Annotated in this window: 37 protein-coding genes and 1 other RNA gene; 3 read left to right on the top strand and 35 right to left on the bottom strand. The window is 70.8% G+C overall.

Annotated elements, in window-relative coordinates; all coding sequences use genetic code 11:
• Positions 1 to 14: 14 nt before the first annotated feature.
• The 30 genes from Prum_RS24580 to Prum_RS24435 all read right to left on the bottom strand — a co-directional run bounded on the left by Prum_RS24580 (position 15) and on the right by Prum_RS24435 (position 17,166).
• Positions 15 to 416 carry a hypothetical protein gene (locus tag Prum_RS24580; RefSeq protein ID WP_173078630.1) on the bottom strand — a complete coding sequence of 134 codons (402 nt, stop codon included), beginning with the start codon at positions 414 to 416 and terminating at the stop codon, positions 15 to 17.
• Complete coding sequence (locus Prum_RS24575; RefSeq protein ID WP_173078629.1) at positions 416 to 844, bottom strand: hypothetical protein; 429 nt, start codon at positions 842 to 844, stop codon at positions 416 to 418. Before Prum_RS24575 ends, Prum_RS24580 begins: the two co-directional genes overlap by 1 nt.
• Positions 841 to 1,449 (bottom strand): phage gp6-like head-tail connector protein, encoded by a 609-nt coding sequence (locus tag Prum_RS24570; RefSeq protein WP_173078628.1) that lies wholly within the window; start codon positions 1,447 to 1,449, stop codon positions 841 to 843. Before Prum_RS24570 ends, Prum_RS24575 begins: the two co-directional genes overlap by 4 nt.
• Positions 1,450 to 1,464: 15 nt before the next feature.
• Complete coding sequence (locus tag Prum_RS24565) at positions 1,465 to 1,752, bottom strand: hypothetical protein (RefSeq protein ID WP_173078627.1); 288 nt, start codon at positions 1,750 to 1,752, stop codon at positions 1,465 to 1,467.
• Positions 1,749 to 3,152, bottom strand: a complete 1,404-nt coding sequence (locus tag Prum_RS24560) for a phage major capsid protein (RefSeq protein ID WP_173078626.1) — start codon at positions 3,150 to 3,152, stop codon at positions 1,749 to 1,751. Before Prum_RS24560 ends, Prum_RS24565 begins: the two co-directional genes overlap by 4 nt.
• Positions 3,153 to 3,348: 196 nt before the next feature.
• On the bottom strand, positions 3,349 to 3,657 hold the full coding sequence (locus tag Prum_RS24555; protein ID WP_173078625.1) for a hypothetical protein: 309 nt from the start codon (positions 3,655 to 3,657) through the stop codon (positions 3,349 to 3,351).
• Entirely contained in the window at positions 3,654 to 4,322 is a 669-nt protein-coding gene (locus tag Prum_RS24550) for an HK97 family phage prohead protease (RefSeq protein ID WP_173078624.1), read from the bottom strand. Before Prum_RS24550 ends, Prum_RS24555 begins: the two co-directional genes overlap by 4 nt.
• The gene (locus tag Prum_RS24545) at positions 4,319 to 5,497 is read right to left on the bottom strand and encodes a phage portal protein (protein ID WP_173078623.1); all 1,179 of its coding nucleotides are present in this window, start codon (positions 5,495 to 5,497) and stop codon (positions 4,319 to 4,321) included. Before Prum_RS24545 ends, Prum_RS24550 begins: the two co-directional genes overlap by 4 nt.
• Positions 5,498 to 5,509: 12 nt before the next feature.
• Entirely contained in the window at positions 5,510 to 7,018 is a 1,509-nt protein-coding gene (locus tag Prum_RS24540; protein WP_173078622.1) for a terminase large subunit domain-containing protein, read from the bottom strand.
• 94 nt (positions 7,019 to 7,112) lie between these two features.
• Positions 7,113 to 7,583 carry a hypothetical protein gene (locus tag Prum_RS24535; protein ID WP_173078621.1) on the bottom strand — a complete coding sequence of 157 codons (471 nt, stop codon included), beginning with the start codon at positions 7,581 to 7,583 and terminating at the stop codon, positions 7,113 to 7,115.
• Positions 7,580 to 7,942, bottom strand: a complete 363-nt coding sequence (locus Prum_RS24530; RefSeq protein WP_173078620.1) for a hypothetical protein — start codon at positions 7,940 to 7,942, stop codon at positions 7,580 to 7,582. The genes Prum_RS24535 and Prum_RS24530 overlap by 4 nt, the downstream gene beginning before the upstream one ends.
• On the bottom strand, positions 7,942 to 8,259 hold the full coding sequence (locus Prum_RS24525) for an acetyltransferase (RefSeq protein WP_173078619.1): 318 nt from the start codon (positions 8,257 to 8,259) through the stop codon (positions 7,942 to 7,944). Before Prum_RS24525 ends, Prum_RS24530 begins: the two co-directional genes overlap by 1 nt.
• A 234-nt stretch (positions 8,260 to 8,493) precedes the next feature.
• Positions 8,494 to 9,873, bottom strand: a complete 1,380-nt coding sequence (locus tag Prum_RS53890) for an AAA family ATPase (RefSeq protein ID WP_173078618.1) — start codon at positions 9,871 to 9,873, stop codon at positions 8,494 to 8,496.
• Complete coding sequence (locus tag Prum_RS24515; RefSeq protein WP_173078617.1) at positions 9,870 to 10,307, bottom strand: hypothetical protein; 438 nt, start codon at positions 10,305 to 10,307, stop codon at positions 9,870 to 9,872. The genes Prum_RS53890 and Prum_RS24515 overlap by 4 nt, the downstream gene beginning before the upstream one ends.
• A complete protein-coding gene (locus Prum_RS24510; protein WP_173078616.1) occupies positions 10,304 to 10,645 on the bottom strand; it encodes a hypothetical protein in 342 nt (113 codons plus the stop codon). Before Prum_RS24510 ends, Prum_RS24515 begins: the two co-directional genes overlap by 4 nt.
• Positions 10,638 to 10,889, bottom strand: a complete 252-nt coding sequence (locus tag Prum_RS24505; RefSeq protein ID WP_173078615.1) for a hypothetical protein — start codon at positions 10,887 to 10,889, stop codon at positions 10,638 to 10,640. The genes Prum_RS24510 and Prum_RS24505 overlap by 8 nt, the downstream gene beginning before the upstream one ends.
• Positions 10,871 to 11,263, bottom strand: coding sequence for a hypothetical protein (locus Prum_RS24500; protein WP_173078614.1), 393 nt, complete (start codon positions 11,261 to 11,263; stop codon positions 10,871 to 10,873). The genes Prum_RS24505 and Prum_RS24500 overlap by 19 nt, the downstream gene beginning before the upstream one ends.
• Entirely contained in the window at positions 11,260 to 11,862 is a 603-nt protein-coding gene (locus tag Prum_RS24495) for a RusA family crossover junction endodeoxyribonuclease (RefSeq protein ID WP_173078613.1), read from the bottom strand. The genes Prum_RS24500 and Prum_RS24495 overlap by 4 nt, the downstream gene beginning before the upstream one ends.
• A complete protein-coding gene (locus Prum_RS24490; protein ID WP_173078612.1) occupies positions 11,859 to 12,266 on the bottom strand; it encodes a hypothetical protein in 408 nt (135 codons plus the stop codon). Before Prum_RS24490 ends, Prum_RS24495 begins: the two co-directional genes overlap by 4 nt.
• Positions 12,263 to 12,490, bottom strand: coding sequence for a hypothetical protein (locus Prum_RS24485; protein ID WP_173078611.1), 228 nt, complete (start codon positions 12,488 to 12,490; stop codon positions 12,263 to 12,265). Before Prum_RS24485 ends, Prum_RS24490 begins: the two co-directional genes overlap by 4 nt.
• Positions 12,487 to 13,323: an ERF family protein gene (locus Prum_RS24480; RefSeq protein WP_173078610.1), complete on the bottom strand. Its 837-nt coding sequence runs from the start codon at positions 13,321 to 13,323 to the stop codon at positions 12,487 to 12,489. The genes Prum_RS24485 and Prum_RS24480 overlap by 4 nt, the downstream gene beginning before the upstream one ends.
• On the bottom strand, positions 13,320 to 14,156 hold the full coding sequence (locus tag Prum_RS24475; protein WP_173078609.1) for a hypothetical protein: 837 nt from the start codon (positions 14,154 to 14,156) through the stop codon (positions 13,320 to 13,322). The genes Prum_RS24480 and Prum_RS24475 overlap by 4 nt, the downstream gene beginning before the upstream one ends.
• Entirely contained in the window at positions 14,153 to 14,299 is a 147-nt protein-coding gene (locus Prum_RS24470; protein WP_173078608.1) for a hypothetical protein, read from the bottom strand. Before Prum_RS24470 ends, Prum_RS24475 begins: the two co-directional genes overlap by 4 nt.
• Positions 14,296 to 14,499 (bottom strand): hypothetical protein, encoded by a 204-nt coding sequence (locus tag Prum_RS24465; RefSeq protein ID WP_173078607.1) that lies wholly within the window; start codon positions 14,497 to 14,499, stop codon positions 14,296 to 14,298. The genes Prum_RS24470 and Prum_RS24465 overlap by 4 nt, the downstream gene beginning before the upstream one ends.
• Positions 14,496 to 15,029, bottom strand: coding sequence for a hypothetical protein (locus Prum_RS24460; RefSeq protein ID WP_173078606.1), 534 nt, complete (start codon positions 15,027 to 15,029; stop codon positions 14,496 to 14,498). The genes Prum_RS24465 and Prum_RS24460 overlap by 4 nt, the downstream gene beginning before the upstream one ends.
• Positions 15,026 to 15,796: a hypothetical protein gene (locus tag Prum_RS24455; RefSeq protein WP_173078605.1), complete on the bottom strand. Its 771-nt coding sequence runs from the start codon at positions 15,794 to 15,796 to the stop codon at positions 15,026 to 15,028. Before Prum_RS24455 ends, Prum_RS24460 begins: the two co-directional genes overlap by 4 nt.
• A gap of 77 nt (positions 15,797 to 15,873) precedes the next feature.
• Positions 15,874 to 16,347, bottom strand: coding sequence for a hypothetical protein (locus Prum_RS24450; protein ID WP_173078604.1), 474 nt, complete (start codon positions 16,345 to 16,347; stop codon positions 15,874 to 15,876).
• The gene (locus tag Prum_RS24445) at positions 16,347 to 16,502 is read right to left on the bottom strand and encodes a hypothetical protein (protein ID WP_173078603.1); all 156 of its coding nucleotides are present in this window, start codon (positions 16,500 to 16,502) and stop codon (positions 16,347 to 16,349) included. The genes Prum_RS24450 and Prum_RS24445 overlap by 1 nt, the downstream gene beginning before the upstream one ends.
• Before the next feature lie 47 nt (positions 16,503 to 16,549).
• Positions 16,550 to 16,927, bottom strand: a complete 378-nt coding sequence (locus Prum_RS24440; protein WP_173078602.1) for a helix-turn-helix domain-containing protein — start codon at positions 16,925 to 16,927, stop codon at positions 16,550 to 16,552.
• Positions 16,924 to 17,166, bottom strand: coding sequence for a helix-turn-helix domain-containing protein (locus tag Prum_RS24435; RefSeq protein ID WP_173078601.1), 243 nt, complete (start codon positions 17,164 to 17,166; stop codon positions 16,924 to 16,926). Before Prum_RS24435 ends, Prum_RS24440 begins: the two co-directional genes overlap by 4 nt.
• 130 nt (positions 17,167 to 17,296) lie before the next feature.
• Here Prum_RS24435 and Prum_RS24430 point away from each other — a divergent pair, with 130 nt between their 5' ends.
• Both Prum_RS24430 and Prum_RS24425 read left to right on the top strand, forming a co-directional pair.
• Positions 17,297 to 17,560, top strand: a complete 264-nt coding sequence (locus Prum_RS24430; RefSeq protein WP_173078600.1) for a helix-turn-helix domain-containing protein — start codon at positions 17,297 to 17,299, stop codon at positions 17,558 to 17,560.
• A 33-nt stretch (positions 17,561 to 17,593) separates the two neighbouring features.
• Positions 17,594 to 18,397: an S-methyl-5'-thioadenosine phosphorylase gene (locus Prum_RS24425; protein WP_173078599.1), complete on the top strand. Its 804-nt coding sequence runs from the start codon at positions 17,594 to 17,596 to the stop codon at positions 18,395 to 18,397.
• Here the strand turns inward: Prum_RS24425 and Prum_RS24420 are convergent.
• Together Prum_RS24420 and Prum_RS51835 are read right to left on the bottom strand one after the other, a co-directional pair.
• Positions 18,372 to 19,073: a response regulator transcription factor gene (locus Prum_RS24420; protein WP_173078598.1), complete on the bottom strand. Its 702-nt coding sequence runs from the start codon at positions 19,071 to 19,073 to the stop codon at positions 18,372 to 18,374. The two genes, Prum_RS24425 and Prum_RS24420, sit on opposite strands and share 26 nt — an antisense overlap.
• A 58-nt stretch (positions 19,074 to 19,131) precedes the next feature.
• Positions 19,132 to 19,332: a hypothetical protein gene (locus Prum_RS51835; RefSeq protein ID WP_246278071.1), complete on the bottom strand. Its 201-nt coding sequence runs from the start codon at positions 19,330 to 19,332 to the stop codon at positions 19,132 to 19,134.
• Between the two features lie 71 nt (positions 19,333 to 19,403).
• On the opposite strand from Prum_RS51835, the gene Prum_RS51830 reads away from it, so the two are divergent.
• Positions 19,404 to 19,553 (top strand): hypothetical protein, encoded by a 150-nt coding sequence (locus Prum_RS51830; protein ID WP_246278070.1) that lies wholly within the window; start codon positions 19,404 to 19,406, stop codon positions 19,551 to 19,553.
• Positions 19,554 to 19,708: 155 nt separating this feature from the next.
• Here the strand turns inward: Prum_RS51830 and Prum_RS24410 are convergent, their stop codons facing one another.
• The 3 genes from Prum_RS24410 to Prum_RS24400 form a co-directional block, all read right to left on the bottom strand.
• Positions 19,709 to 20,371 carry a vWA domain-containing protein gene (locus tag Prum_RS24410; RefSeq protein WP_218577316.1) on the bottom strand — a complete coding sequence of 221 codons (663 nt, stop codon included), beginning with the start codon at positions 20,369 to 20,371 and terminating at the stop codon, positions 19,709 to 19,711.
• 282 nt (positions 20,372 to 20,653) lie between these two features.
• Positions 20,654 to 21,028, bottom strand: a transfer-messenger RNA (tmRNA) gene (ssrA, locus tag Prum_RS24405).
• A 42-nt stretch (positions 21,029 to 21,070) separates the two neighbouring features.
• Entirely contained in the window at positions 21,071 to 22,078 is a 1,008-nt protein-coding gene (locus Prum_RS24400) for a cellulose binding domain-containing protein (protein WP_173078597.1), read from the bottom strand.
• Between the last annotated feature and the right edge of the window lie 6 nt (positions 22,079 to 22,084).

Raw genomic sequence — 22,084 nt, 5'->3', positions numbered from 1 at the left:
TCCTGTTCTCCCCTTTACTGAGTGGTTCGGACCACGTCGTCGGAGTGCTGGAGCTTCAGCGTCCCGCGCACGTAGTCGTTGACCGGGTGGGTTTCCTTGTACTCGCCGACGAACACATTCACCGTCCGCTGCGGCTTCCCCGCCCCGGTCCCCTCCGGCCGATACACCAACGACACGACGGTCCCCTCCAGCGGCTCGATCACGGCCCGCGGCCCGGCGGTGACGCTGGTGTCGTAAATGAACGTCAGCTGCGATGTGCCGTCCTTAAGCCCACCGTCGTACACGTTGGCGTTCTTGCCGTACGTCGTCACCTTGTGCATTTCCGGGTCGCGGGTCCAGTCCGAATCGTCGCAGTACTGCGACAGGTTGTTCCCGGCGAGAATGACGACGGTGAATCTTCCGTGTGAGTTGGGCATCATGTACTCCCCGGGCCTGTGATGTTGAGCAGGAACAGCGCGGCGAGGTAGTCGGTCCCGCCGCGGGTCAGGATGTCGAAGGTGACGCCGGTGACCTGGACGTCGTCGAACGCCGCCCACCCGCCGTTGGCGCCGTTGTTGCGGGCCTCGACGACCGCCTTGATGGACGTGGCGCCGGATCCGTTGACGTACGCGCCGACCAGCTCCCGCCCTGCACGGTCCGAGACCCGGGCCACCGCCACGATGAGCGGCAGGCTGTTGATGCTGTCCGACCCCCGGCCGTACGTCTTGTCGAACGTGTAATCCTCCGGGTAGCCGATCCACGCCGATGGCGGGTGCAGGTTGTCCGGCGGGAAGTCGAACATCCGCAGACCGGCGATGGCGCCGACCTGGGCGCCGATCTCCTCGATGACGTCGTTGAGGTTCATGCCACGAACCACCGACGCTTGTGCGACCCCAGCGACACCGCGACGTCCGGATCCACCCTGGCCAGTAGCCGCATCTCGCTGCCGTCGTCCGGGCTGCCGGCGATCCCGTACGGGCTGTTGCGGCGGGACGCGAGCCGCGACGCCTGCAGCAGTGTGCCCTCCACCACCGGGACCGGGAACGCCGGCCAACCCCACTTGTCGGTCGTCACGGTGACCTCGTTGCGGACGCGGCCGGTGGGCAGGTTCGCCGAGTCCGGCTCGATCACCAACCGCTCGTAGACCAGGCCGTCGGCCAGGGCGTTGACCGGCTCCAGCTCGAACACGCTGACCGGGCCGTCCGGTACCGCGATGACCAGCCCGGCCGCCGAGTAGAGGTCGTCGATGGTGACCACGTAGCGGCCCCGGCGACGGTTCCACCGGGCGGTGTACCGGCGGGCCTGGACGGTGTCGGTCTTGCCGAACTGGCGTCCGGTGTGCCGGTCCACGGCCCGGGACGCGGCGCCGGCCGCGATGGTCAGGAACTCGTCGTCGACCGTCACGTCGGAGCGGGTGATGAAGTCCCGCAGCTGCGTTAGGTCATCGATGTAGTCCGGCTTCCACACCATCGCGGCCCCCTCGTCTCAGACCCGCGGCGGCCAGGCCCACGTGCCCGGCGTGGTGCCCTCGACCCGCGAGGTTGCCCAGTGCTCGCCGTAGCCGTCGAGCTTGACCTTCAGGTTCGCGGTCCCGGCCCCGGCGTCGAAGACGGCGACGACCTCGGCGGGCAGGACCTGGCCCGCGTGGACAGGGTTGCGCTGCACCATGCCGTCGGGCCCCTTGATCGGGATCCGCTGATCGATGAGGCCGACGTCGCCGGCGTTGAGCATGTAGTGGACTACGCGGCCGAGGCTCGGCTTCATACCGCTCATGCCGCGATGTTCACCACCTTCGCGAACGCGCCCGCCTTCAGCGTGTTGTAGGCGACATAGCCGCCGTAGGCGACCTGCACACCGAACACCGACGGCAGCACCGCGGTCAGCAGACCGATCCGCTCCTCGTACACCTCGGACCACCGGGACACGCCGATGATCAGCGTGCCGTTCGGGAACGACGGGACCACGACCCGCGGCAGCTTCAGCAGGTCGCCGGTGAACGAGCCCACCGACGAGCTCCCGGGCTGCTGATTGGTCGACACCTGCGATTCGATCAGTGGGCCGAGCCCGGACCACATGTCGAGGCTCGCCCAGATCTTGTCCGGCAGGCGGCCGCCGCCGGTGTAGGCCAACGCGGCCGCGCCGTACAGGGCCGTGATCCACGCCTTCAGGTCACCGCCGCCAGGGATGCCGGCTGCGCCCACGACCTCGACGGACGCGACGACCGCGGCGGCGAAAGCATCCGCGGCGGCATTCTCCGTCTGCAGCGCGTACTGCTCCTGCAGGTCGTTGAGGATCGCGTCCCACGCCGCCGGCGACGTCCAGTCGATGTCCTGCCGGGACACGTCGAGGTAGCCGCCCCAGGTCTCCTTGGTGAAGGTGACCGAGCCGATGACGAGCTTCTGCGTGCCGACACCGGTCGTGGTGGCCTGGGTGGTCTGCTTGCCGACCGCGCTGTGCTGGGTGATGACCGGCCGCTTGAACGTCTCACCGGTGAACGCGAGCCCCTTCGCACCGAGGCTGTCGATGAACGGCCTGGCGGCGTCGACGTCGTTCATGACCTCGCCGATGATCGGCACCGGCAGGATGCCGGGCGTGTCGCCGGTGACCTGGGTGACGCGGGCCTGGGTCGGGTCTTGCGCGAGCCGGTTCGCGGCGTCCCGAGCGTTGGCCCGGGCGACGGCGATGTCGGCGTCGGAGATGCCCGCGTAGATGACGCCGGCGGACAGCAGCCGCTCCCGCGCGGCCTGGTCGGACTGCCCGCCCAGGTTCTGCGGCGCGGCGCGCAGCTGATCGACGATGCACTCACCGCGGGTCCGGTAGTTGTGGACGCGGGTCTCGACCCGCATCCCGAGCGCGGTCCGGCCCTCGCCGGCGCCGGGCTGGGCGGCCGGGGTCGGCCGCACCGGGTGATTGCGGGCGGACGCGTCGCCGGCGGAGCGCAGCTGCTCGAACTCCTCCAGCGGCTGGATCTGGTCATCCAGCTGGCCGATCCGGGTACGGGTCCGGGTGAGCGTCTCCTGCTCGGTCTGCGACAGGTCCCGGCGGGCGCCATCGGTGCCGCCGGTCATCGCGCCCGCCACGGTGCGCTCGATGAACGCTTCGAGTTCGTGCCGCTCGTCGTACAGGCTCTGCAAGAACGGCGACCGGGTCACCGTGTTCGTGGGTTGCGTCATCGGGGCCCCTCCCGGGCACTCGACGGAATGTGTGATCTCCGGTCGGGTGTCTCCGGGTGGTCCGCCGGGTGGACGGTAGAGCTCGAACCGTCCGGCGCGGCGGCCGGCGCGGTAGACGGCGCGGCCTGCTGTGCCCGATGGTACGACACGGCCCCCCGGCGTCAACAACATCCGGGGGCCGCGAGGGTCGGGCGGGCTACCTGGCGACGGTGAGTCCCGCACGCTCGGCGAACTGGTTGACCTGCTCAGCGGTTGCCACGCCGTCGAGCTTGTTCGGGTCCACGCCGATCCGCCGCTGCACACGCTGCCACGACCGCGGCAGCTCGAACGACGGATCCTGGGCGCCGAAGCGGTAGAGGCCCCGGTTGAGCTCGGCGACCGTGTCGGGGTCGTCGGCCCCATCGTTGATCGCCGCGAGGACCTTCCGCATGGACAGCTTCACCGGCTCCGGCGTGGCATCGGCCGCGCGCTGGTCGGGTTGGGCCTGCGTGCTTGTGTCGGTCATCTCCGTGTGATTCCCTTCTGCGAAGCCAGCGGCCCCGCCTTCACCTGCTGCAGATACGCGGCCCACTCGTCGAGCTCACGCGCCGCCGACTCTCGCTTGCGCTGCGGCTCGGCCGACCGCACCCACTCCACCGCCGCCGCCTGGTACTGCGGCGTGGACACCAGCGCGACCGACACCAGCCGGGCCTCAAGCCTGGTCACCCGGTCCTTGTACGCCGAACCCAGGTCCGGATTCCAGTCTTCCGCGTACGTCCACTGGCTTCTGATCGGCTGGAACCGGATCGACATGTACCCCAGCATCGACCGGCCCTGCTCGTCGGGCTTGGCCAGCCGCGCCGCCCGCTGCGCCTTCACGTCGTCGTCGAGCTTCCACACCCCGCGCAGCCGATTGTTATCGTCGTCCCACTCGTGCGCCACACCGATCGGCCACGACTCGATCGTCATCGGCGAGAACGCCGCCATGTCGTCGTGGAACACATGCAGCGGCAGCGACCGCGCCGCCTCCTTGATGGACTTCGCCATCGAGCCCGGCGCGAAGTCTTCCGTAAACATCCCGATGTCGGCCGGGTCGTTGTACGGCACCGCGACGGCGGAGATGTAGTTCAGGCTCGTCTCCACTTCGAGCAGTGCCACCGGCGCCGTGCGCCGCTCGTCCGGAATCCTCACCCGGTCACCTCCTGGTCTTCGTCCTCGGCGCCGCCGGGGATCACCTGCAGCGACGGCGGCCCCGCCGGGACGGGCGGCGCCGGCGCCGGCGCCTTCAGCACGCCGAACTCCGGCTTGACCGGCAGGCCCTGCCGAACACGCCACTCCTCGCGGGTGATGAGCCCGGCCGCGACCGCCTGGGTGCCGATCTGCACCTCGGTGGCGAAGTCGTCGCGGGTCAGCGCCAGCCGGTCGAACCGCACCGACCGGCCCGTCGGCGGCAGCCACAGCAGCGACCACACCAGCTCGAGATCCTGCATGACCGGATCAAGCGACGTCCGCAGCAGCGTGAGGAACATCGGGCCGGGGCTCTTGTACGTGTGGCTGCTGCCCTCCGCGCCGAGCCAGTACGGGTCGAGGTTGAACGCGTTCGCGACGTCGACGAGCGACATCTTCCGCGCCTCGATCATCTGCCCGTCGACCGGCGACCAGCCCAGCGGGATGACCTCGGTGCCGTTCGGCACGATCGCCGGCCGCCGGCCCGGGCCATCGAACTTCTCTTCCCAGGTGTCCTTGGCGTCCTCGGCCTCATCCGGGCTGATCTCGGTCTGCGGCGCGACGATCACCACCGACGGCACCCCGCCGCCGGACAGGTTCTTGGACTCGGCCGCCTCCTCCAGGCCGGCCCGGTTCAACGTCTTCAGGTGCTCCTCGACGACCCCGACACCGCGCCACGGCTGGTGCTCGGCGGCGCCGCGCTGCACATGGACCACGTCGTCCCGGGGCACCTCGCGGCCGTTCAGGTAGTAGTCGACGCCGCCGTCCCGGGTCGAGGTCGGGTCGGCGACGAACCACATCCACGCCGGGAACCACCGCACGCCGCGTACCGCGCCGGTCGAGGTGCGTGCGGTCACCAGGTGCACCGCGTTGCCGTGCAACAGGTAGTCCTCGACGTGCACCCGGCTGAACGTCGACCGGGCCCGCAGGTTCACGTCGGGCAGCTGCAGCAGCGGCGGCCGCGGCTTGATCAGCTCATCGCCGCGGTACTGGTCAAGCGGGCACTGCGAGATCAGCCCGCCGTACAGCTGCAGCGCCCTACCTACGCCCGGCAGCGACCGGGCCGTGTCCACATCCCACACCTGCCGTGTGAGGGTGGCCGGGTCGATGACCGGCGGCCACAGCTGCCCAGAGACCATAAGTGTCCTTTCTCACCTGATCTTAAATCGACCGAGGTCAGATGGGAGCGTGCGCGCCAGGTGTGCCGCACCGGCCATCGCGTACACCGCGTCGACGTTGCCGCCGCCGGTCCTAGTGAACACCCACGCGTCGCCGCGCCTCAGCTTCTCGGCCCCGCTGACTTGCGCGTCGGGCATCGCCTGACCGGAGTGCGCCAACGTCCGCGCCTTCGCCTCCTTGACGAACCCCATGCACACCGCGGCGGTCTCACCGCGGATCTCGGTCACCTTCACCCGCGGCGGCGGCCAGCTGACCACCCCATCCTTACGCCGGTCGGCGACCTTCGCGGCCACCGCCGCCGCCGGCCCGTTCGGGAACCAGCCCAGCACCTGCGGCTTCACCCGCGTCACCCAGCGCGGCAGGTCCCGCTCCAGCGCCGCGGCCGCGGCCGGCCCAGTCCACTCCTGCACGGTCTCCACCCGCACCCGATCGTCATCGAGGACCGCGGCCACCGCGAGCGTCGCGTGCGTCCCGTCCGGGCTGAGGTCGATGCACGCGGCCAGCCGCCCCCGGACGTCGTCCAGGGCGCCGACGTCGAGGCACCCCTTCCAGTCGCCGGGGTCGATCGCCGGGTTCAGCAGCGGCACCCGCTGACACAGCACCTCGGCCCGGAATCCGGCCTCTTCCTCACCGCCGGCCCGTCTCGCCCGCCGGGCCGGGCCGAGCAGGTCGTCCCAGTGCTGCCGGCGGCCGACGTTCGGGTTCGCCTGCGCGAGCGCGTCGACGTCGTCGGCCTCGCAGCCCTCCGGCCCGGACCACTCCATTAGCCCGAGCCGCGGGTCACCCTCGCCCGTCTCCAGGAAGTCCAGCGCCGCCTTGCGCAGCGCGTTAAGCACGGCGGCCGTATCGTCGCCCATGTTCGTGATGCACCACGCCTGACCCTTCGGCCGGGCGTTCATCGCGTTAGTCGCCGCGTTCCACGCCACCCACGTCGCATGCTCGCGCAGCTCGTCGATGATCAGCCGATCGATCCGCAGCGACCGGCCACCCCGCCGGTTCGCCGCCGCGATCTTGTACCGGGTGCCGTGCGTCGTCAGCAACCGGACGTCGTTGTTGCCCTCCTTCACCGCGTTCCGCGGCAACTGGGCGGCCAGCTCGTCGACGTCCTCCGCGATCGTCCGCGCCTGGTCCCACGACTCCCGGGCGTACTCCAGCATCGTCGACATGCCGAGCGTGAGCGGCCACTTCTCCACGAACATCCAGAAGAGCGCCAGCACGGTCAGCAGGTGCGTCTTGCCGTTCTGCCTGGCGACCAGCACGAGCAGCGTCCGGAACCGGGGCCGCCCGTCGTCGAGCATCTCCCCGCCGTGGATCACCGCCCACTCCTGCCACGGGTCAAGCGGCATCTCCAGCACGTCCCGCGCGAAGTCGATCACCGCGAAGCCGTATGACGTCGCCGGCGTCAGCTCACGCAGCGGCGGCGTCCACAACCGCGGCTCAGTGCGGCCGAGGATCGACGGGCTTTCGGCGAGGACGGTCACGCGCAGCCACCCCACCGCGAACGCAGAGGCAGGAGAGAGAGAAAGAACATGGCGGCGGGTGTGGGGGGCACCCCGGCCCAGCCAAAACGGGGGGTCACCATCTCGTCACTGCCTCGTTGGGTGGGTCTTCGCGCCAGGTCGGGTCGATCGTCGGGGGTAGTGCGGTCGGTCCGGCCGCGTACAGTCCGCGGCCTCTGCGCGCCAGCTCCCCGCGTTGGACCGCTCGGATCAGGACCTTTCCGATGGCGCCGTGGTCTGGGAACTGGCGCACGATCTCGCGCCAGGCGACCGGCCTGCCGTGCGCGCGTACCCAGGTCACGATCGTCTGGTGTTTGGAGACTACGGCGGGGTCGTTGATGCGGGCGTTGCATGGTTGGCACGCTGCCTGCAGGTGGGCGGGGTCGTCGCCTGTGGCGCGCCTGCCCTGGGTGTGGTGCACGCAGGTAGCGCGTCCGGTGCACACGCCTGCGATGCGGATCTGGCATTGGTAGCCGGCCTGCATCAGGATCTGCTGGCGTAGCTTGCGCCATGCGCGGGTGCTGCCGCCCGCCCAGCTGCGGCTCATGGCTGCTCGGGCGGGTCCGGCTGGGCGCACTGCTCGGCGAGGCTGATGCAGTCCTTGCACGCCCCGCACTCCGGGCAGCCGCCGTCGGTCCGGCCGCGCTGGGTCCGGGCGCAGGTGCGGTTGGGGTCGGTGGGCACGCGGCAGCGGTCGCACACGTCGGGGGTGTCGCATGTGTGGGGCTTGGCGTCGCACACGGTCACCGCGCCGCAGACGTCGCACCGCGCGGGGCGGCAGTGTGTGTGGGAGGTCTCGAGCTCGGCGATCCGGGCGCGGAGCTTCTCGGCCTCCTTGAAACGCTCGGCGAGTCGGCGGGCGAGGGAGTCGCGTTCGCGGAGCACCAGGTCCCAGTCGATCGGCATCAGCGGGTCTCCCATTCGGGGTCATCGCCCGGGGGCAGGACGGCGGCGGGCAGCTCCCAGCGCTGCACCGGCGGCGGCCGCCACGCCTCAGCGGCGCGCCGCGCCGTCTGCTCGTCGACCGGGTGCAAGGCGTACACCGAGCCGGGCGCGACGTACTGGGTGCGGCCGGGGTCGTCGCCGGCGGCCGGGATGTCGAGGCGGAGGAACCCGGCGCCGGCGAGCTGGACCTCTTGGACGTGGCCGGCGAGGCGGCGGTGGCCGAGGAGTTCGAGGATGCACCACTCGGCGAACGGGGTCTGCGCGGTGTCGTCAGTCATTGATCTTCCTCTCTGTTTGGGCCTGGCCTTAGAGGGGTGGGGTGGGGCTTGGTGGCGGTACGCCCCACCCCTCGTAGAGGCGCACCCATTACGCACCCTCTGACCTGCGGAAACGTCAGATTACGCACGGGGGGGTGCGTAATGGCCTGTTTCCGCAGGTCAGACCCCTTACGCAGACCCCTTACGCACGTTACGCACGTTGCTGCGTAAGGAGTCGGGGTGCGTAACGCCTGGTCAGGGGTCATCGCCGAGCAGTCCAGACGTGATCGCTGCCCACTCGGCTTCGTGGTCTTTGATGACGATCCGGATGGTGCCCTCGGAGACCTCGATGACCTTCGCGAGGGCCCGGTTAGATATCTGGCCATCGATCTTTGACGCCTCCTCGACCATCCGCGCCCAGACGACGTCGCGGGTGTTCGTCACGGGCATCCACGGCCACTCCCCGCCCCGCTGCAGGGCGGCCGGCCAGTCCCTGCTGGCGTCGCGCTTGCCGCGCCAGTGCCGCAGGTGCCCCTCCGGGGACAGGAAGAGCCCGAACTCGGGCCAGCGCAGCCACAGGGACGCCCCGTAGGGCCGTTCCGGGCGTTTGCCGTACCCGCCCTGGGGGGTGTGGGCTTCCAGGGCGATGGCGCAGTCGTGTTGGACGCGGATGCGGTCGAGGTAGCCGGCGACGATCCGCGCCGGCTCCTCGTCGATCGGGTTGCCGGCGGCCATCTTGTAGGCGGGCCCGGTGATGAGCATGTCGGGCTGGTGGGTGGCGACCAGGGACAGGAACCAGTCGACGTCGCGGGCGTCGAGCAGGTTCAGGCCGTCGGTGCGGACCTTGATGACCAGGGCGCCGCCGTACGCGGTCCCGGCGGCGAGGCGGACCGGGCGGAGCTCGCGGCGTAGCTGCCGCTCGCTGTTCTCCAGGTCGACGACGAGGACGCGGAGCGGGGCGTAGGTGGCGGCGCCGAACGGGTGCACGCCGGATGCGGCCTGCAGCGCGATCTGACGGAGCAGGGTGGACTTGCCGCCGCCTTCCCGGCCGGTGAGGATCAGCCGGTCACCGCGCTCGATCAGGCCGGGGATCAACCATTCGTAACGGTCCTCGTCGTCCTGGCCGAGGAACGCGTCGAGCTCCGAACCGCGGTCGGGTTCGCTGACCGTGGTTTTGGGAGTGCCGAGCTCGACGAGCTCGCCGAGTGCGGCGGTGACCCGTTCGGCGCGGACGGCGGTGTCGGTGAGGCGGTGCGCGGCGTCGAGCTTGGCCAGGCCCTCGGCGAAGCGGCGGCGGCCGGCGTGCTCGATGATGGTGCGGGCGTGGTAGTCGACGCTGTAGACCGAGGGCAGCGGTGCGATCAGGTCGTGCAGGAAGGCGCCGCCGCCGAGGCGGCCGAGCTCGTCTGCTTCGGACAGCGCGACGATGATGCTTTGGGCGTCGGTGGGCTTCTGGGCGGCCCATTGGATGAGGAGCCGGTTGAACAGCGCGGCGTGGCGTGGCCGGTAGAAGTCGGCGACGCGTAGCAGCTCGGTGGCGCGCTCGATCGCGGCTTCCGACAACAGCATGGCGCCCAGGACGACGCGTTCGGCGGCGTCCCGGGCTTCATCGTCGGCGGAGTGGGTATCGGTCAAGCGGAACCCACAGGTAGGGATGTGGTTGTGGACGGGTCGTCGTCGCCGGCGTAGTCCGGGTGCTGGCCGGCCATGTGCCGCGCGAGGTTGGCGAAGGACCTGTTACAGCAGGGGCAGACGCCGTTCGCGACCCGCTTCTTGAGCTTGGTCACCTGCCCCCTGGTGGCGCGGAGCACCCGCTCGGTCGCCTCGGCCTGGTCCTGATAGTGGGTGGCGTTGGCGCGGGCCCGGTCGCGCTGCTGCTCCACCGTGGCGAGCTGCTTGCGGAGCCGGTCGGCCTCCGTCTCCGTGTATGACTGGCTGTGCCCGTTGGGGCAGAAGAACCGTTGCCCCGTCCTGCGCAGCTGCCTGTGGTGGCCCTCGGAGAGGCCGAAGACGACGCCGCAGGAGCAGCAGTCGATGGCGACGAGGTTCACGACGACGGTGCTGTTCATGCCGGTACTCCGCTGCGCCGCTCCTCGATCAGCGCCCGCCACCCCTCGGTCAGCTCGGCGTACTCCACCCGAATCGCACGGTCGACCTTCTCGACCGCCGCGTCGGTGCGGTCGCCCACGCCGGGCCACTGGGTCGCGCGGTAGAAGCCGCGGTCGGCGTCCATGGCCAGCCCGTCCGGAGCCTCATTCCAGCTGCCGAACAGCTGGCCGAGCGGACAGCATTCGGGCGCGCCGACGTCGAGCAGGTCGAGGTCGATGAGCTGCCACCAGTCGGGCCAGGATCGGTCGAGGAGGTCGGCGCCGGCCTGGACGCGCTGGGCGATGGTGAGCTCAGCCATCGCCGCGCGCCCTCGGGCCGGCGGTGGCCTCCCACGCCACGGTGTCGGCGCCGCGGATCTGCAGAGCGTTCGCCGCGGCGTCGGCGAGGATGGCGTGCCCCTGCGCGATCGCTGCGGCCGCCGAGGCGACGGCCGCGGACGCCGGGTCGTATTCATTGCCCATCTCGAACCAGTTCTGGGCCGTGGCGAGCCACTTCTCGGCCTCGCGGTAGTGCTCCGGCCCGGTCACTTGTCGTCCAGCCACACGTCGGGCTGCTTCGACGACACCGGACCGTCGTCCTCGCCGTCGCCGTCGATCGCCATCTGGCCGTCCACCTGGCCCGGCGACGGCAGCGGGGTCGCCGGCCCGGCCTCCCGCTCGCTCCGCGCCCGGTACCGCTCGTCGAGCTTCTTGGCCACCCACTCCGCGTCGTCGCCGGTGACGACCTCGATGTGCTCATGCTTCGCGACCGGCACCACCGCCTCGCCCGGCTTCTTGTTGTACCCGTGCGGCTTGATCCGGCTGATCGTGTAGTGCGTGCCGAACTCGTCGTCGACGAGCTGCTCGGCGATGGCCTCCAGGCCGTTGTACGGGCGTTCGTCCTTCGCGAACGTCCCGCTGATGTTGACTGCCGTCATGGTGACTCCTCTGTGGATGGTGCTTTCGCGGGTGTGATTCCGGCCCACCAGTCGGTGGGTGGCTGGTCGAACAGGTCCGGAGGCCGGTCAGGTTTCGGCGCCGGGGCGGGCGGGGCGGCCGGGGTCACCGGCTCGCCGAGGAAGTCGGTCGCGCCGGCGTACACGGTGATGCGCGCCCCCGGGGCGCCGTCGACGTACCTCTTGGCGACCACCAGGTCGATGACCGCCGCGTCGTCCTTGATGACCCCGGCGTCCTGCAACGCGTCGAGGACGTTCCGAGCGTGCTTGTCCGCGTCGCCGGTGGTGCGGGTGTGCGGGTACGCCCGCCGCGCCTTCGGCCGGCGGAAGCCGAGCTTGATGACGACGGTGCATTCCCCGGTGAACGGGTAGCCGTCGCGAAGCTTGCTGCAGGTGGGGTCGTCGCAGCAGCGGATCGCCTCGTGTGCGGCGGTGATGACGTCTTGTCGCCAGTCGCCGGAGCCTTCGAGCTGCTCGCGTACGCGGGGCTTGCCGTTGCCGGCGATGAACGGCTTCAGGCTGCCTTTCGGCCGTGGGGTGCCGATGACGCGGATGTCGAGGATCGGGTCCACTGTGGTCACAGCGGCCCGCCACCCCGCGGGGCGGGGCCGCCCGCATCGCGTTTGACGGCCTCGCCATTACCCCCTACCTGGGGTGTCAAAGCGGCCGCGACAGCGCGCGCCTCGCAGCCGAACCAGTCCTCGTTGGTCGGGTGCGAGAGCCGGCACCTGATGTAGTGCTCTCGGATCGCGTCGAAGACCCTCTCTACGGTCACCAACCGCGCCCAGCCTTCATCCAGCTCGGCGAGCAGCGCCGGCACGTCGGTGCGGGCGTGCGCGATGAACTCGGCGTCCTCGACCTCGGTGGACCCAGACACCGGGTCGCCGGGGCGGTCAGCCCACACCAGGCCATCCGGGTGTGCTCTCCACGGGCCGGCGGTGGCAGCGGCGAGGCGGGCGCGGATGGCGTCGAGGTCGAGGCTCATCGCCCACCGTCCCCGTCGCGCAGCTTCCCGCAGTAGCAGCAGCCGGTTCTGGCCAGGTCCTCGCGGCACACGGAGCTGATCGGCCGCCAGGGCAGCCTCTCGCGTCGGTACCACTCGCGCCGCTCGGCCCGCTCGGCGAGGACCCAGCTCACCAGGTCGGCCCAGCACTGGCCGCCCAGCTTGTTGACCAGGTTGGCGATCCACCAGCGGAGCCGCTCCATCACGACGGCTCACCGCCGCCCTGCTGCTCGGCCTTCTTGGCCTTCTTGGCCTTCAGCGCCTCGATCACCTGGTCGCCCTGCCCGCGCGTCAGCGTCGCGCTGCTGTCCAACTCCTCAAGGCCGAGGATCCGAGCGGTGATGGCCAGCCGCTGCTCCCGGTTCTCATCGCCGCCGAAGCCGACGTCCTTCCACAGGGCGTGCATCTGCCGGTGCTGGTCCTGCCCGACCTTGCCGTCCGGGTCCTCCTCGCCGGGCAGAGGCGGCCGGACGGACTGCCGCGGCCGCTGAGCCGCCCGCCGCGCCGTAGCAGGTGCAGGCGCAGGCGCACTCTCGGCGGGCTGGCCGTCGCCGGCCGGCTCGGCGGCGGCCTGCTGCCGCGGCCGGGCGGCCGCACGCTGAGCCGTCCGCGGACCCTCCGCGTCGGCCAGCCGCGCCTCGTCGTCCTCGTCGGCGGCCACACCCACGATCGCGGCGAGGCAGTACCGGCGGGCGTACGTGATCCGCCCGCCGATCATCTGGATCCCGCCCTCACCGGAGATCGGGAACTCACCGGACAGCGACTCGCCGGACTCGTGCAGCAGCTGGTAGCGCAGGCACATCTTCCCGTCGGCGCCAGCGCCGGGCATGGCCGCGAACGACAGGCCGTGCTGGGCGAGCCGCGGCAGGATGGCGTCGGACAGGTTGGCCAGCGTCACGTAGCTGTAGCTGTACGGCGCCTTCTTCGGGTCTTTCGGCTCGACGGTGACGGTGCGGTCGCGGTCGAGCTTGGGCAGCTCGGCCTGCACCTTCGCCAGCGCGGCCGCGAGGTTCGCCAGGCCGGGGGTCGGCGCGGTCACGACTCATCGCCCTTGACGATGCGGTATGCGGGCCCCTTCACCGGCACGATCGGCTCACCCACCAGATCCCGCAGCGACGTCTGGATCCGCGCGACCTCCTTCACGTACAGGAAGTCCCGGTACTGCTCGTACTCGCACACCAGCGGCCGCAGCTCGTAGCCGCCATCCGCCCGCAGCCAGATCCCGGCGACGAAGTCCACCTCCGGCATGTCGGTGACCGTCCCGTCCGGCAGGATCATGAACTCCGAGAAGCGGTACGGCGCCAGCTGCAGCGCGACGTCGCCGAAGATGCCCGTGCGGCCGCTCTTCCAGTCGCCCAGCATCCGCGAGTAGCCATCCTCACCGCGCGGGATGTGGTCGTACTCCGGGATGTCGGGCAGCTGCACGTCGGCGATGATGTCGAGCCGGCCGGCGTGCCGGTGCGTTTCGCTGTAGACGACCGCCTCGACGTGCACCGATCGCAGGTCGAAGTCGTTCAGGAAGTCGACGCAGGCAAAGACGTGACCGGCGATCTCGTCGGGCGGCTTCACCTGCTGGCCGGCGATGAGCCGCTCGGCGAGCGTGTGGATCTGCTTGCCCTTCTTGGCGGCGGCGTCCCTCGACTCGTAGCGGCCGCCCTTCAGCTTCTGCATCCGCGCGCTGGGCGTGAGCTTGGCCAGGGTGTCCCAGTTGTCGATCGCGTAGGCGGCGGTGGCCTCGGCGTGCCAGTTCATCAGGTTCGGCTTGGGCAGGCCGTCGCCGACCAGGCCGGTGACGCCTGCGATGCGTTCGCCGCCGGCTTCGTCGTCCACATAGGAGTGGTTGGCTCCGTGCTTCTTGACGACGACCTTCACTGCTCGGCCCTCCATTGCTCAGCGACGGCCACACGGATCTGATCCAGCAACTCCAACTCCTCGGTGACGGTGTAGCCCTGCCCGCCGGCCGCGCACTCGACGCCGTACCGCTCGACCAGGGCGATGAACTCTTCGGCGGTCATGTGGTGCCGCCGTTGGCGTAGAGGGCACGGCGACGCTCGGCCCAGTCGTGGATGGCGCCGGTCCAGATGCGTTCGCGGAGCTGCTCGGCGAACGGGTCGGCGGCGCGCCGGTGGGCGGCGACGGGGCGCCGGGCGCGGTGGCGCGGGGTGCGGGTGTAGGCGCGCCACACGCGGGCGACCTCGCGGCAGAGGCGCTTCACCGGCCCTCACCGTCCCGGGGCGCGTACCGCGGGTAGATGGCCATGCCGGGCCGCAGCGGCGACCGGGCCCGCTGCGCCGCCTCGCGGGTCGGGATGCGGTCCTGATCCAGCTCGTTCTGCTCGTACGTCTCGGCGCGCCGCTCCTCAGCGAGCCGAACCAACTCCCCCGCCGCCGACCCGGACAGGTCCTCCCACCAGCCCGGCTGCTCCCGGTCCAGCGCATCGGCGTACGCCGCGTACCACTCGGTGTAGGTCTGCCCGGGCGCGAGGCTGATGGTCGGGTTCGCATCGAAGCTCGGGCGTGGCGGCCTGGTCGCCTCGACGAGCGCGTCGAGCTCGCCGACGTACGCGTCGCAGCGCACCTGCAGCCGGTCAGCGCGGGCCTCGGCGCGGGCCTGCGCGGCGTCGGCGTTGCGGGCGGCGGTCCGCGCCTGCCCGATCCGTGTCTTCGCCACTAGCGCGACCATGATGGCGCCGAGGCCGGCGCCGGCCAGCAGGCCGACGCCAGCACCGATCAGGAAGGCGATCATGCGACGCCGGCCCGGGTGTTCGCGTCGTCGGCCGCGTCCGCCTCGGCGTCCGCGTCGAGCTCGGCGTCGCAGTCCTCGCAGCAGTCGGGCTCCGGCTTGTGGTCCGCGCCGAAGTCCTCAGGAAGCGAGTCGAGCGGCGTCTCACCGCCCAGCGCAGGCGCGGGATCGCACGCCTCGCCCGGGACGTGGCCGAGCCGGCCGGCCTCGATCAGGTCGAGGTCCTCACCGCAGTGCTCGCAACGCCGCTCGACGTCGCGCCGGTCGTCCGAGCCGTACACCACGTACCGGATGTCGCCGAACTTCGTCTCGACCTTGGCGGTCGGCCGGCCGTCGTATCCCCGGCCCCGCTCGATCTCGACGCCCAGCGACTCGGCGACACGCTGGGCGATGTCGAGCTGGTCCAGCCACGGGCCGAACAAGCTCGCCTGCGCGCTCATGGTGTTCGGCGCCGGTGCCTCTGGGTGGTTGTACAGCCAGGTCACGAAGCTGGAGAGAGCCTCGATGTTGGCGACCCGCTCTCGCTCCTGCTCGGCCTTTCGGGCCTGCTCCTCGGTGGCGAGCTTGATCGGGTTCTCGGCCGGCCACCGGAAGATGTCGCCGCCGGTGACCAGCACGACGAATTCGCCGCGGTGAGCGGCGGACGGCTCGACGCCGCGAACCTCGGTGACGGTCGGGCCATCGCTCCACTCGGAGTCGACGATGATCTGGTCGCCGTCCCGGAGGTCGGCGGCGCGCTTCGTGGTGGGCTTGTCGCTAGGCTGAGCCATGGCTCGCCCCTTTCGCTCGAATTTGGTGTGTGGGCCAGGGCGGGTCGCCGGGTCGAGTCCGGTGACCCGCACGCTTGTCAGGGATTGGCGATCGGCTGCTGGGCCGCGTACGCGAGGCACGCCCGGTGCCACAGCTCGCCCCACGCCTCCGGCCGCTTCCGCACCACCGCCACGACGCCGCCGACCGTGACCTGCCACCGGAACGACGTCCGCGTCGGCAGGTACACCACGTGGCCGAGCACCCGCGGCGTGTCCGCGTCGCCGACCTCGGCCACCATCTGAGGCGACGCCTCCGTGCCGAAGTCGAGGATCCGGACCACGTCGACGGCATGGCCGTACGCGGTCGGCGCCCACAGCGCGGTAGCACGCCCCGCGCCGAGCGCGCCGAGCGTCACCCAGCCGGCCGCCTCCATCTCGCGGACAACCGTGCTGACCTTCCGCTCACCGGACAGGTAGTCGTCGCCGGCGGCGTCGCGGAACACCCGGCCAGCGGCGATCTCATCGCGCAGCGCACGCCGGGCCGGCGTCGGATGCAGGTACGTCGGCAGCATCACGCCACCGCCCGGGCGGCGTGCCGGCGAGCCAGGTCGATGCTCGCCAGGAACAGCTGCGCCTCCAGCTCGGCCGCCTCACACGCCGGAATCGGCCACGCCGGGCGGCGGTCATCGACGGCAGCACCGCCCGGCGGGCAGCTACGCGGCAGCAACGTGACGGGAGGCGGAGGAGGCGGAGGAGGAGGAGGCGGCGGCCCCGTCATGACAGCGGCTCCCAGCTCGTCGTACGCACCGCCCGAGCCACCACAACCGCCAAGCCCGTCAAGCCACGACGCAGCTCGACCGCCGAGTCCTCGGACTCGCAAGGAATGACCCGATCGGCGTACGCGACACCGAACTCGACCCGAAGCGCACCCTCCGCAGTCGGCGACGTCGGCACCGCCAGCAGTCGGTGGTTCAGGCCCTCCACCCACTGGCGGAGCCGGTCGAGGGGCGGGGTCCGGTCGCCGCGCTCGTACGAGCCGATCACGACGGCCTCCAGGCCGACGAGCTCGGCGGCCCGCGGTAGGGACAGGTTGCGCCGCTTGCGTTCGGCGCGCAGCTGGACGGCGATGGGGTCGAGGTTCGGCGCGGTCATGACGCGCTCGCGGTCTGCTCGACCGGCAGGAGCGCAGTCACGCTGATGCCGAACTCATTCGCGATCTGCACGAGGTCGTCGGTGTCGAAGGGGGTCTCGCCGGTCATGCGGCGAGACAGGTTCTGTGGGGGAACGCCGAGCCGACGAGCCAGTTCGGCGGCGCTCATCTTCCGGCGCGCCAGCTCGATGCGGACGTTCTCAGCGACCGCCTCTCGCATACCGCTAACCGTGTAGCTCACGCTCATAGCGGTATGTCTACGCTTGATCGGGGTGTGTTGTCAACACGCTGAGCGTGTAGCTAACACCGAGAAGTCGAGTGGCACACACGAACTGTTGCGCTCGTACCGCTTAGCGGGTCATCATCCTCCTATGAGCGACAACCCGACGGTGCCCACCGGGCGCCTCCGCGAACGGGCGGCCGAGGAGATCCGCGTCATCCTCGCCCGTCGCCGCATGTCCGCCGCCGAGCTAGCCAGGAAGACCGGCATCCGCCAGCAGAACCTCAGCCGGCGAATGACCGGCGAGACCGCGTTCGACCTCGACGACTTGGAGGTAATCGCCAACGCCCTGGGAATCAAGGTCGCAGACCTCATCCGCGAGTCAGAGCAAGGGCCGCAAGACATGGCACCATAGCTTGCGTCCTAGCCCCTGGTTAAGGTCTCAATCGTGAGCCCACAACCAGAGTTCGCCGTAATTGGTGGTTCCGGCCTCTACGCCTTGCTTGACGGCGCGACAGAGCACGTGGTCGACACGCCGTACGGCGCGCCGTCCGACCCGATCACGGTGGCGGAGGTTGGCGGCCGGGCGGTGGCGTTCCTGCCCCGGCACGGTCGGGATCACCGGCATCCGCCGCACCTGATCCCGTACCGGGCCAACCTGTGGGCGCTCCGCTCCCTCGGCGTACGGCAGATCCTCGCGCCCTGCGCGGTCGGCGGGCTGCTTCCTGAGCTCGGACCAGGCACGTTCGTGGTGCCGGACCAGCTCATCGACCGCACCAGCGGCCGGGTCCAGACCTACTACGACCGGGGTGCGGTGCACGTCTCGTTCGCCGACCCGTACTGCCCGGCCGGGCGGGACACGCTCCTACGTACGGCCACGCGGCAGGGCGTCGGGGCGCAGGACGGCGGCACGATGGTGGTCGTCGAGGGCCCGCGCTTCTCGACCCGGGCGGAGTCGCGGTGGTTCAGCGCCATCGGCGGCACTGTCGTAAACATGACAGGCCACCCGGAGGCGGTACTGGCCCGCGAACTGGCCCTCTGCTACACCGCCATCGCGCTCGTCACCGACCTGGACGCCGGCGTCGAGGGTGGCCACAGCGTCACCCATGAGGAGGTCTTCCGGGTCTTCGGGGAAAACACGGCCCGGCTGCGCGGCCTGCTCCTCGACGCCATCGCGGCGCTGCCCGCCGAGCGCACCTGCCCCTGCCCCCACGCCCTCGACGGGATCAAGCTGCCGTTCGAGCTGCCGTGAGCGGCTCGTACCGGTAGCCCACGCCCCACACCGTCACGATCCGTTTCGGGTCGGCGGGGTCGGCCTCGACCTTCTCCCGCAACCGTCGCACGTGGACGGTAACGGTGGAGTGGTCGCCGAACGTCCAGCCCCACACCGCGTCCAGCAACTCCGCCCGCTTGAACGCCCGCCCCGGGTGGCTCAACAGGTAGGCGAGCAGGTCGAACTCCCGTACCGTCAGAGCAAGCTCTTGGTCACCCAGATGGGCGACCCGCCGTTCCACATCGACCACGAGCGGGCCGTCGCGCAGCACCACCGGCGCTCCGGCGTGCGCAGCCCGCCGCAACACGGACCGCACTCGCAAGACCAGCTCCCGCGGCGAGAACGGCTTGGTCACGTAGTCGTCGGCCCCCAGCTCAAGGCCCACGACGCGGTCGGCCTCCTCGCCGAGCGCGGTCAGCATCACCACGGGCAGGTCGCGGACCCGCGACCGCATCCGCCGGCACACCTCCAGGCCGTCGAGCCCAGGCAACATCAAATCGAGTACGACGAGGTCGGGCCGGCGCCGTTCGAAGGCGATCATGGCCTGTGGCCCGTCGGCGGCGAGCGTCACGTCGAACCCGGCGCGCTCCAGGTAGCGCCGCACCACGTCGCTGACGGTCAGGTCATCGTCGACGACGAGCACGTGCTGTCTCATCTCGCGAGCCTAGAGCCAGGTACGCCGGCCGCGGCGCCACGTCAGCGGACCGTAAGGATCAGGTCTCGCCACCGATGTCCGTCTCGTACGCCTCGTAGACGAGGTCGGCGCCGCGCTGCCGGTGCCGGGACAGCTCCCGCAGCAGGTCACTGGCCCAGGCGCGGAGCTCCTCGACGGTCGGCTCGGGCACGTCCACCTTGCGCTGCAGGGCGCCGAGCGCGGCGGCCACCGCGGCGTGCTCGCGGACCAGCACGTGCACGCCGCGCGCCAGCCTCGGCGAGTGGTCGAGCAGCTCGGCGTAGAGCCCTCGGGACCTTCGGTGACCACGATGTGCTCGGCGAACGCGCCCCGCAGGCGGTGCAGCCGGGTGCTGACCCGGGCCCGCCAACCCGGGTCACCAGCCGGGGCCGCCAGGGCCTGCTCGAAGGACTGGATGCTGTGCAGCAGCGCGACGCGGTGGCGCCGGGCGACGGCCAGTGAGACGGCGTCTTCTGCCGCTGTCGGGTGAGACGGTCCTGCCACCATGACGCACCTCCCGCCACGAGCTATTAGCCGATGGTCACCCGATTGTTCAGTTGTGTCCAGCCCCACGGATGACCTCATGCGTCCCTTGGCACACAGCGGTCACTCCGTACTCAGACGCTGCCGGCGATGACCCCGATGATCTCGTCAAGCTCGACGTCACGCAGTCCGGTGCCGGCCGTGGAGGCCGAATGGAGGGTGTTGCTCCAGGTCCCGGCGATCGTCTTCCACGGCTCGACATCGGGGGCGAAGAGCAGCAGCCGCTTGGCGCCCCGGTCCACCGCGCCCGAGGCCCACAGAGCGGAGAGCTCGCCCAGGTCGGTCGGGAGTCCGCGCGGGTACTTCGCCGCCCCCGCCCCCACGCCGAGCGGGTGCGCGGACGCGTCCGTGAACAGGACGATGACGTGCCGCCGGCGTTCCGCCTCCCGTTCCCACTCGGAGTTGATCGCCAGGGCCAGCGCCTCCAGGCCGGACTCCGGCTCGTCGCCCCCGCCGTCCGCCCGCAGCCCCTTGACGAAGCGCTTGAACTGATCGGTCTCCTCCGGGACGGTCCAGAAGTCGGACAGCTCGATCGGGTTGTTCCGGTCGGCCGCGAAGTCGCGGTACGCGACCACTCGCAGTCGCAGCCTCCCCACCGACTTCTCCTTGGCGGTCATTGCGTCCACGAACCGCTGGTGGAACGACAGCGCACCCTTCTTGACCGTGTCGATGACCGGCGACATGCTGCCGGTCACGTCGATGCACAGGACGATGTCAACGGCGTACTGCTCTGGCACGAGACCTCCTGAGTTCCTCCCCCGGCGGGCCTCATTGTTCAACCCACGCGCCACCGCGCCCGCCGTCCCGCGGCCCGCACCGCCCGCCCGCCCGCCGATCAAGGACTTTCCCGTCGATCAAGGGCAAACGGTCGTGGATCGGAGATCAAAGCACGACCGTTCGCCCTTGATCGACGCACAAACCCTTGATCGACGCACAAACCCTTGATCGGCGCGCGAAAGGGCGGAGGGCGGGAGAGGGCACGAAAAGGGCGGCACGTCCCATTCGGGACGTGCCGCCGATCGTGGAGGTGCCGGGAATCGAACCCGGGTCCTTCGGCGCCTTGTCAGGGCTTCTCCGAGCGCAGCTCGCTGTGCCTCTACTCGGCCCCTCCGATCACGCGAGCGAGTCGGTGTGACGGGCCCAGCCGCTGATTAATCTCGCCGCACAAGCCCCGCGACCGGGCTCGATTGGCCAGCCTCCTAGCTGATGCCGGCTATCTGGGTCGAAGGCACTCCCAGGCCGACAAAGTAGCTACTCGCCTCAGGCGGCGAGAGCGTACTTAGCGCGATTGTCGTTGGCGCTTATTGGTTTCCGACGATGATTTTCGAGACAACGTCGGCTTCCTCGGCTCGCTTCCCCTGCCGCAACGAACGAAGTCGAAACCAGTCACCCCCTCGTAGGAGACCCCTGAAGGGATCTCCACAAGCTTACATGCCCTACGACGCGCACGCCTTGCCGTCGATCTGGCACCCGGTCGGGCCGGTGTCCAGGGCCGACCCGTTCACCGTGAACGTGAACCGCAGCGAGCCGGCGGCCGCCACCGCCGCACCGGTGAAGGTGACGGTGTTGCCGTCCTGCTTGAACTCGGCGCCCGACACGTCGCTGACCGTGCCCGAGCGCAGCGTGATCGTCACGGCCCACTTCCGCGCGGCCGCCTTGCCGGAGTTGGTGACGGTCACCCGCCCGTCGTAGCCGAACAGGCGGCTCGACGTGGTCTCGTACGAGGCGCCCAGCGCCGCGGCGGCGGGCGGCCGGGTGGACTCGGCGCGCGGCGTGGCGGAGGCGCGGGTGGGCGACGGGGACGCGGAGGCGGTGGGCTTCGCCGGGCCGGTGCCGATCGCCGCGACCCCGCCGGGCCCGGTCGCGGACGGGCTCGGCAGCGCCCCGGTCGACGCGGCGGTGGGCTCCTCCTCGCCGTCCGGCCGGAAGAGCGCCACGGCGACCACGACGCCCAGGAGCGCCACGGTGGCGGCCGACGCCAGGACGATCCGGCTCCGGCGCCGGGACGGACCCGGCACCACGAACGGCAGGACCTCCGTGATCGGTTCGCTGGGCGTCGGCGCGTTGAGGTCCACCTCCTGGAACGCCAGCCAGTCGAGCACCGCCGGGAGCCGCTCGTGCAGCACCGACTCGTACGCGACGCGCAGCTGGACGCGCAGTTCGTCGTCCCACTCGCCGTACACGCAGGCTTGGCGGAGCGTCAGCGTGGCACCGCCCGAGCCCGGCCCCGGAGCCAGCTCCCAGGTCAGCCGGGTGTGCAGGTCGTCGTTGCCCCAGAGCATGGCGAGCCGGCGGTGCCCCTCGACGCCGGTCACCTCGGCCTCGCTGACCGGCGCGAATCCGGGCAGGTCCAGCCATTGGGCCAGCAGCTTCTGCTCGGTCAAGGCCCGCCAGATCCGCTCGGGCGGGTGCTCCAGATCGACATCCATCCGGATCTCACTCACCCGGGT

The organism is Phytohabitans rumicis, assembly GCF_011764445.1.
In the GTDB taxonomy this organism is placed as follows: domain Bacteria; phylum Actinomycetota; class Actinomycetes; order Mycobacteriales; family Micromonosporaceae; genus Phytohabitans; species Phytohabitans rumicis.
Note: the sequence above shows the minus strand (reverse complement) of the source record. Positions and strands in the feature narration are given on the sequence as shown.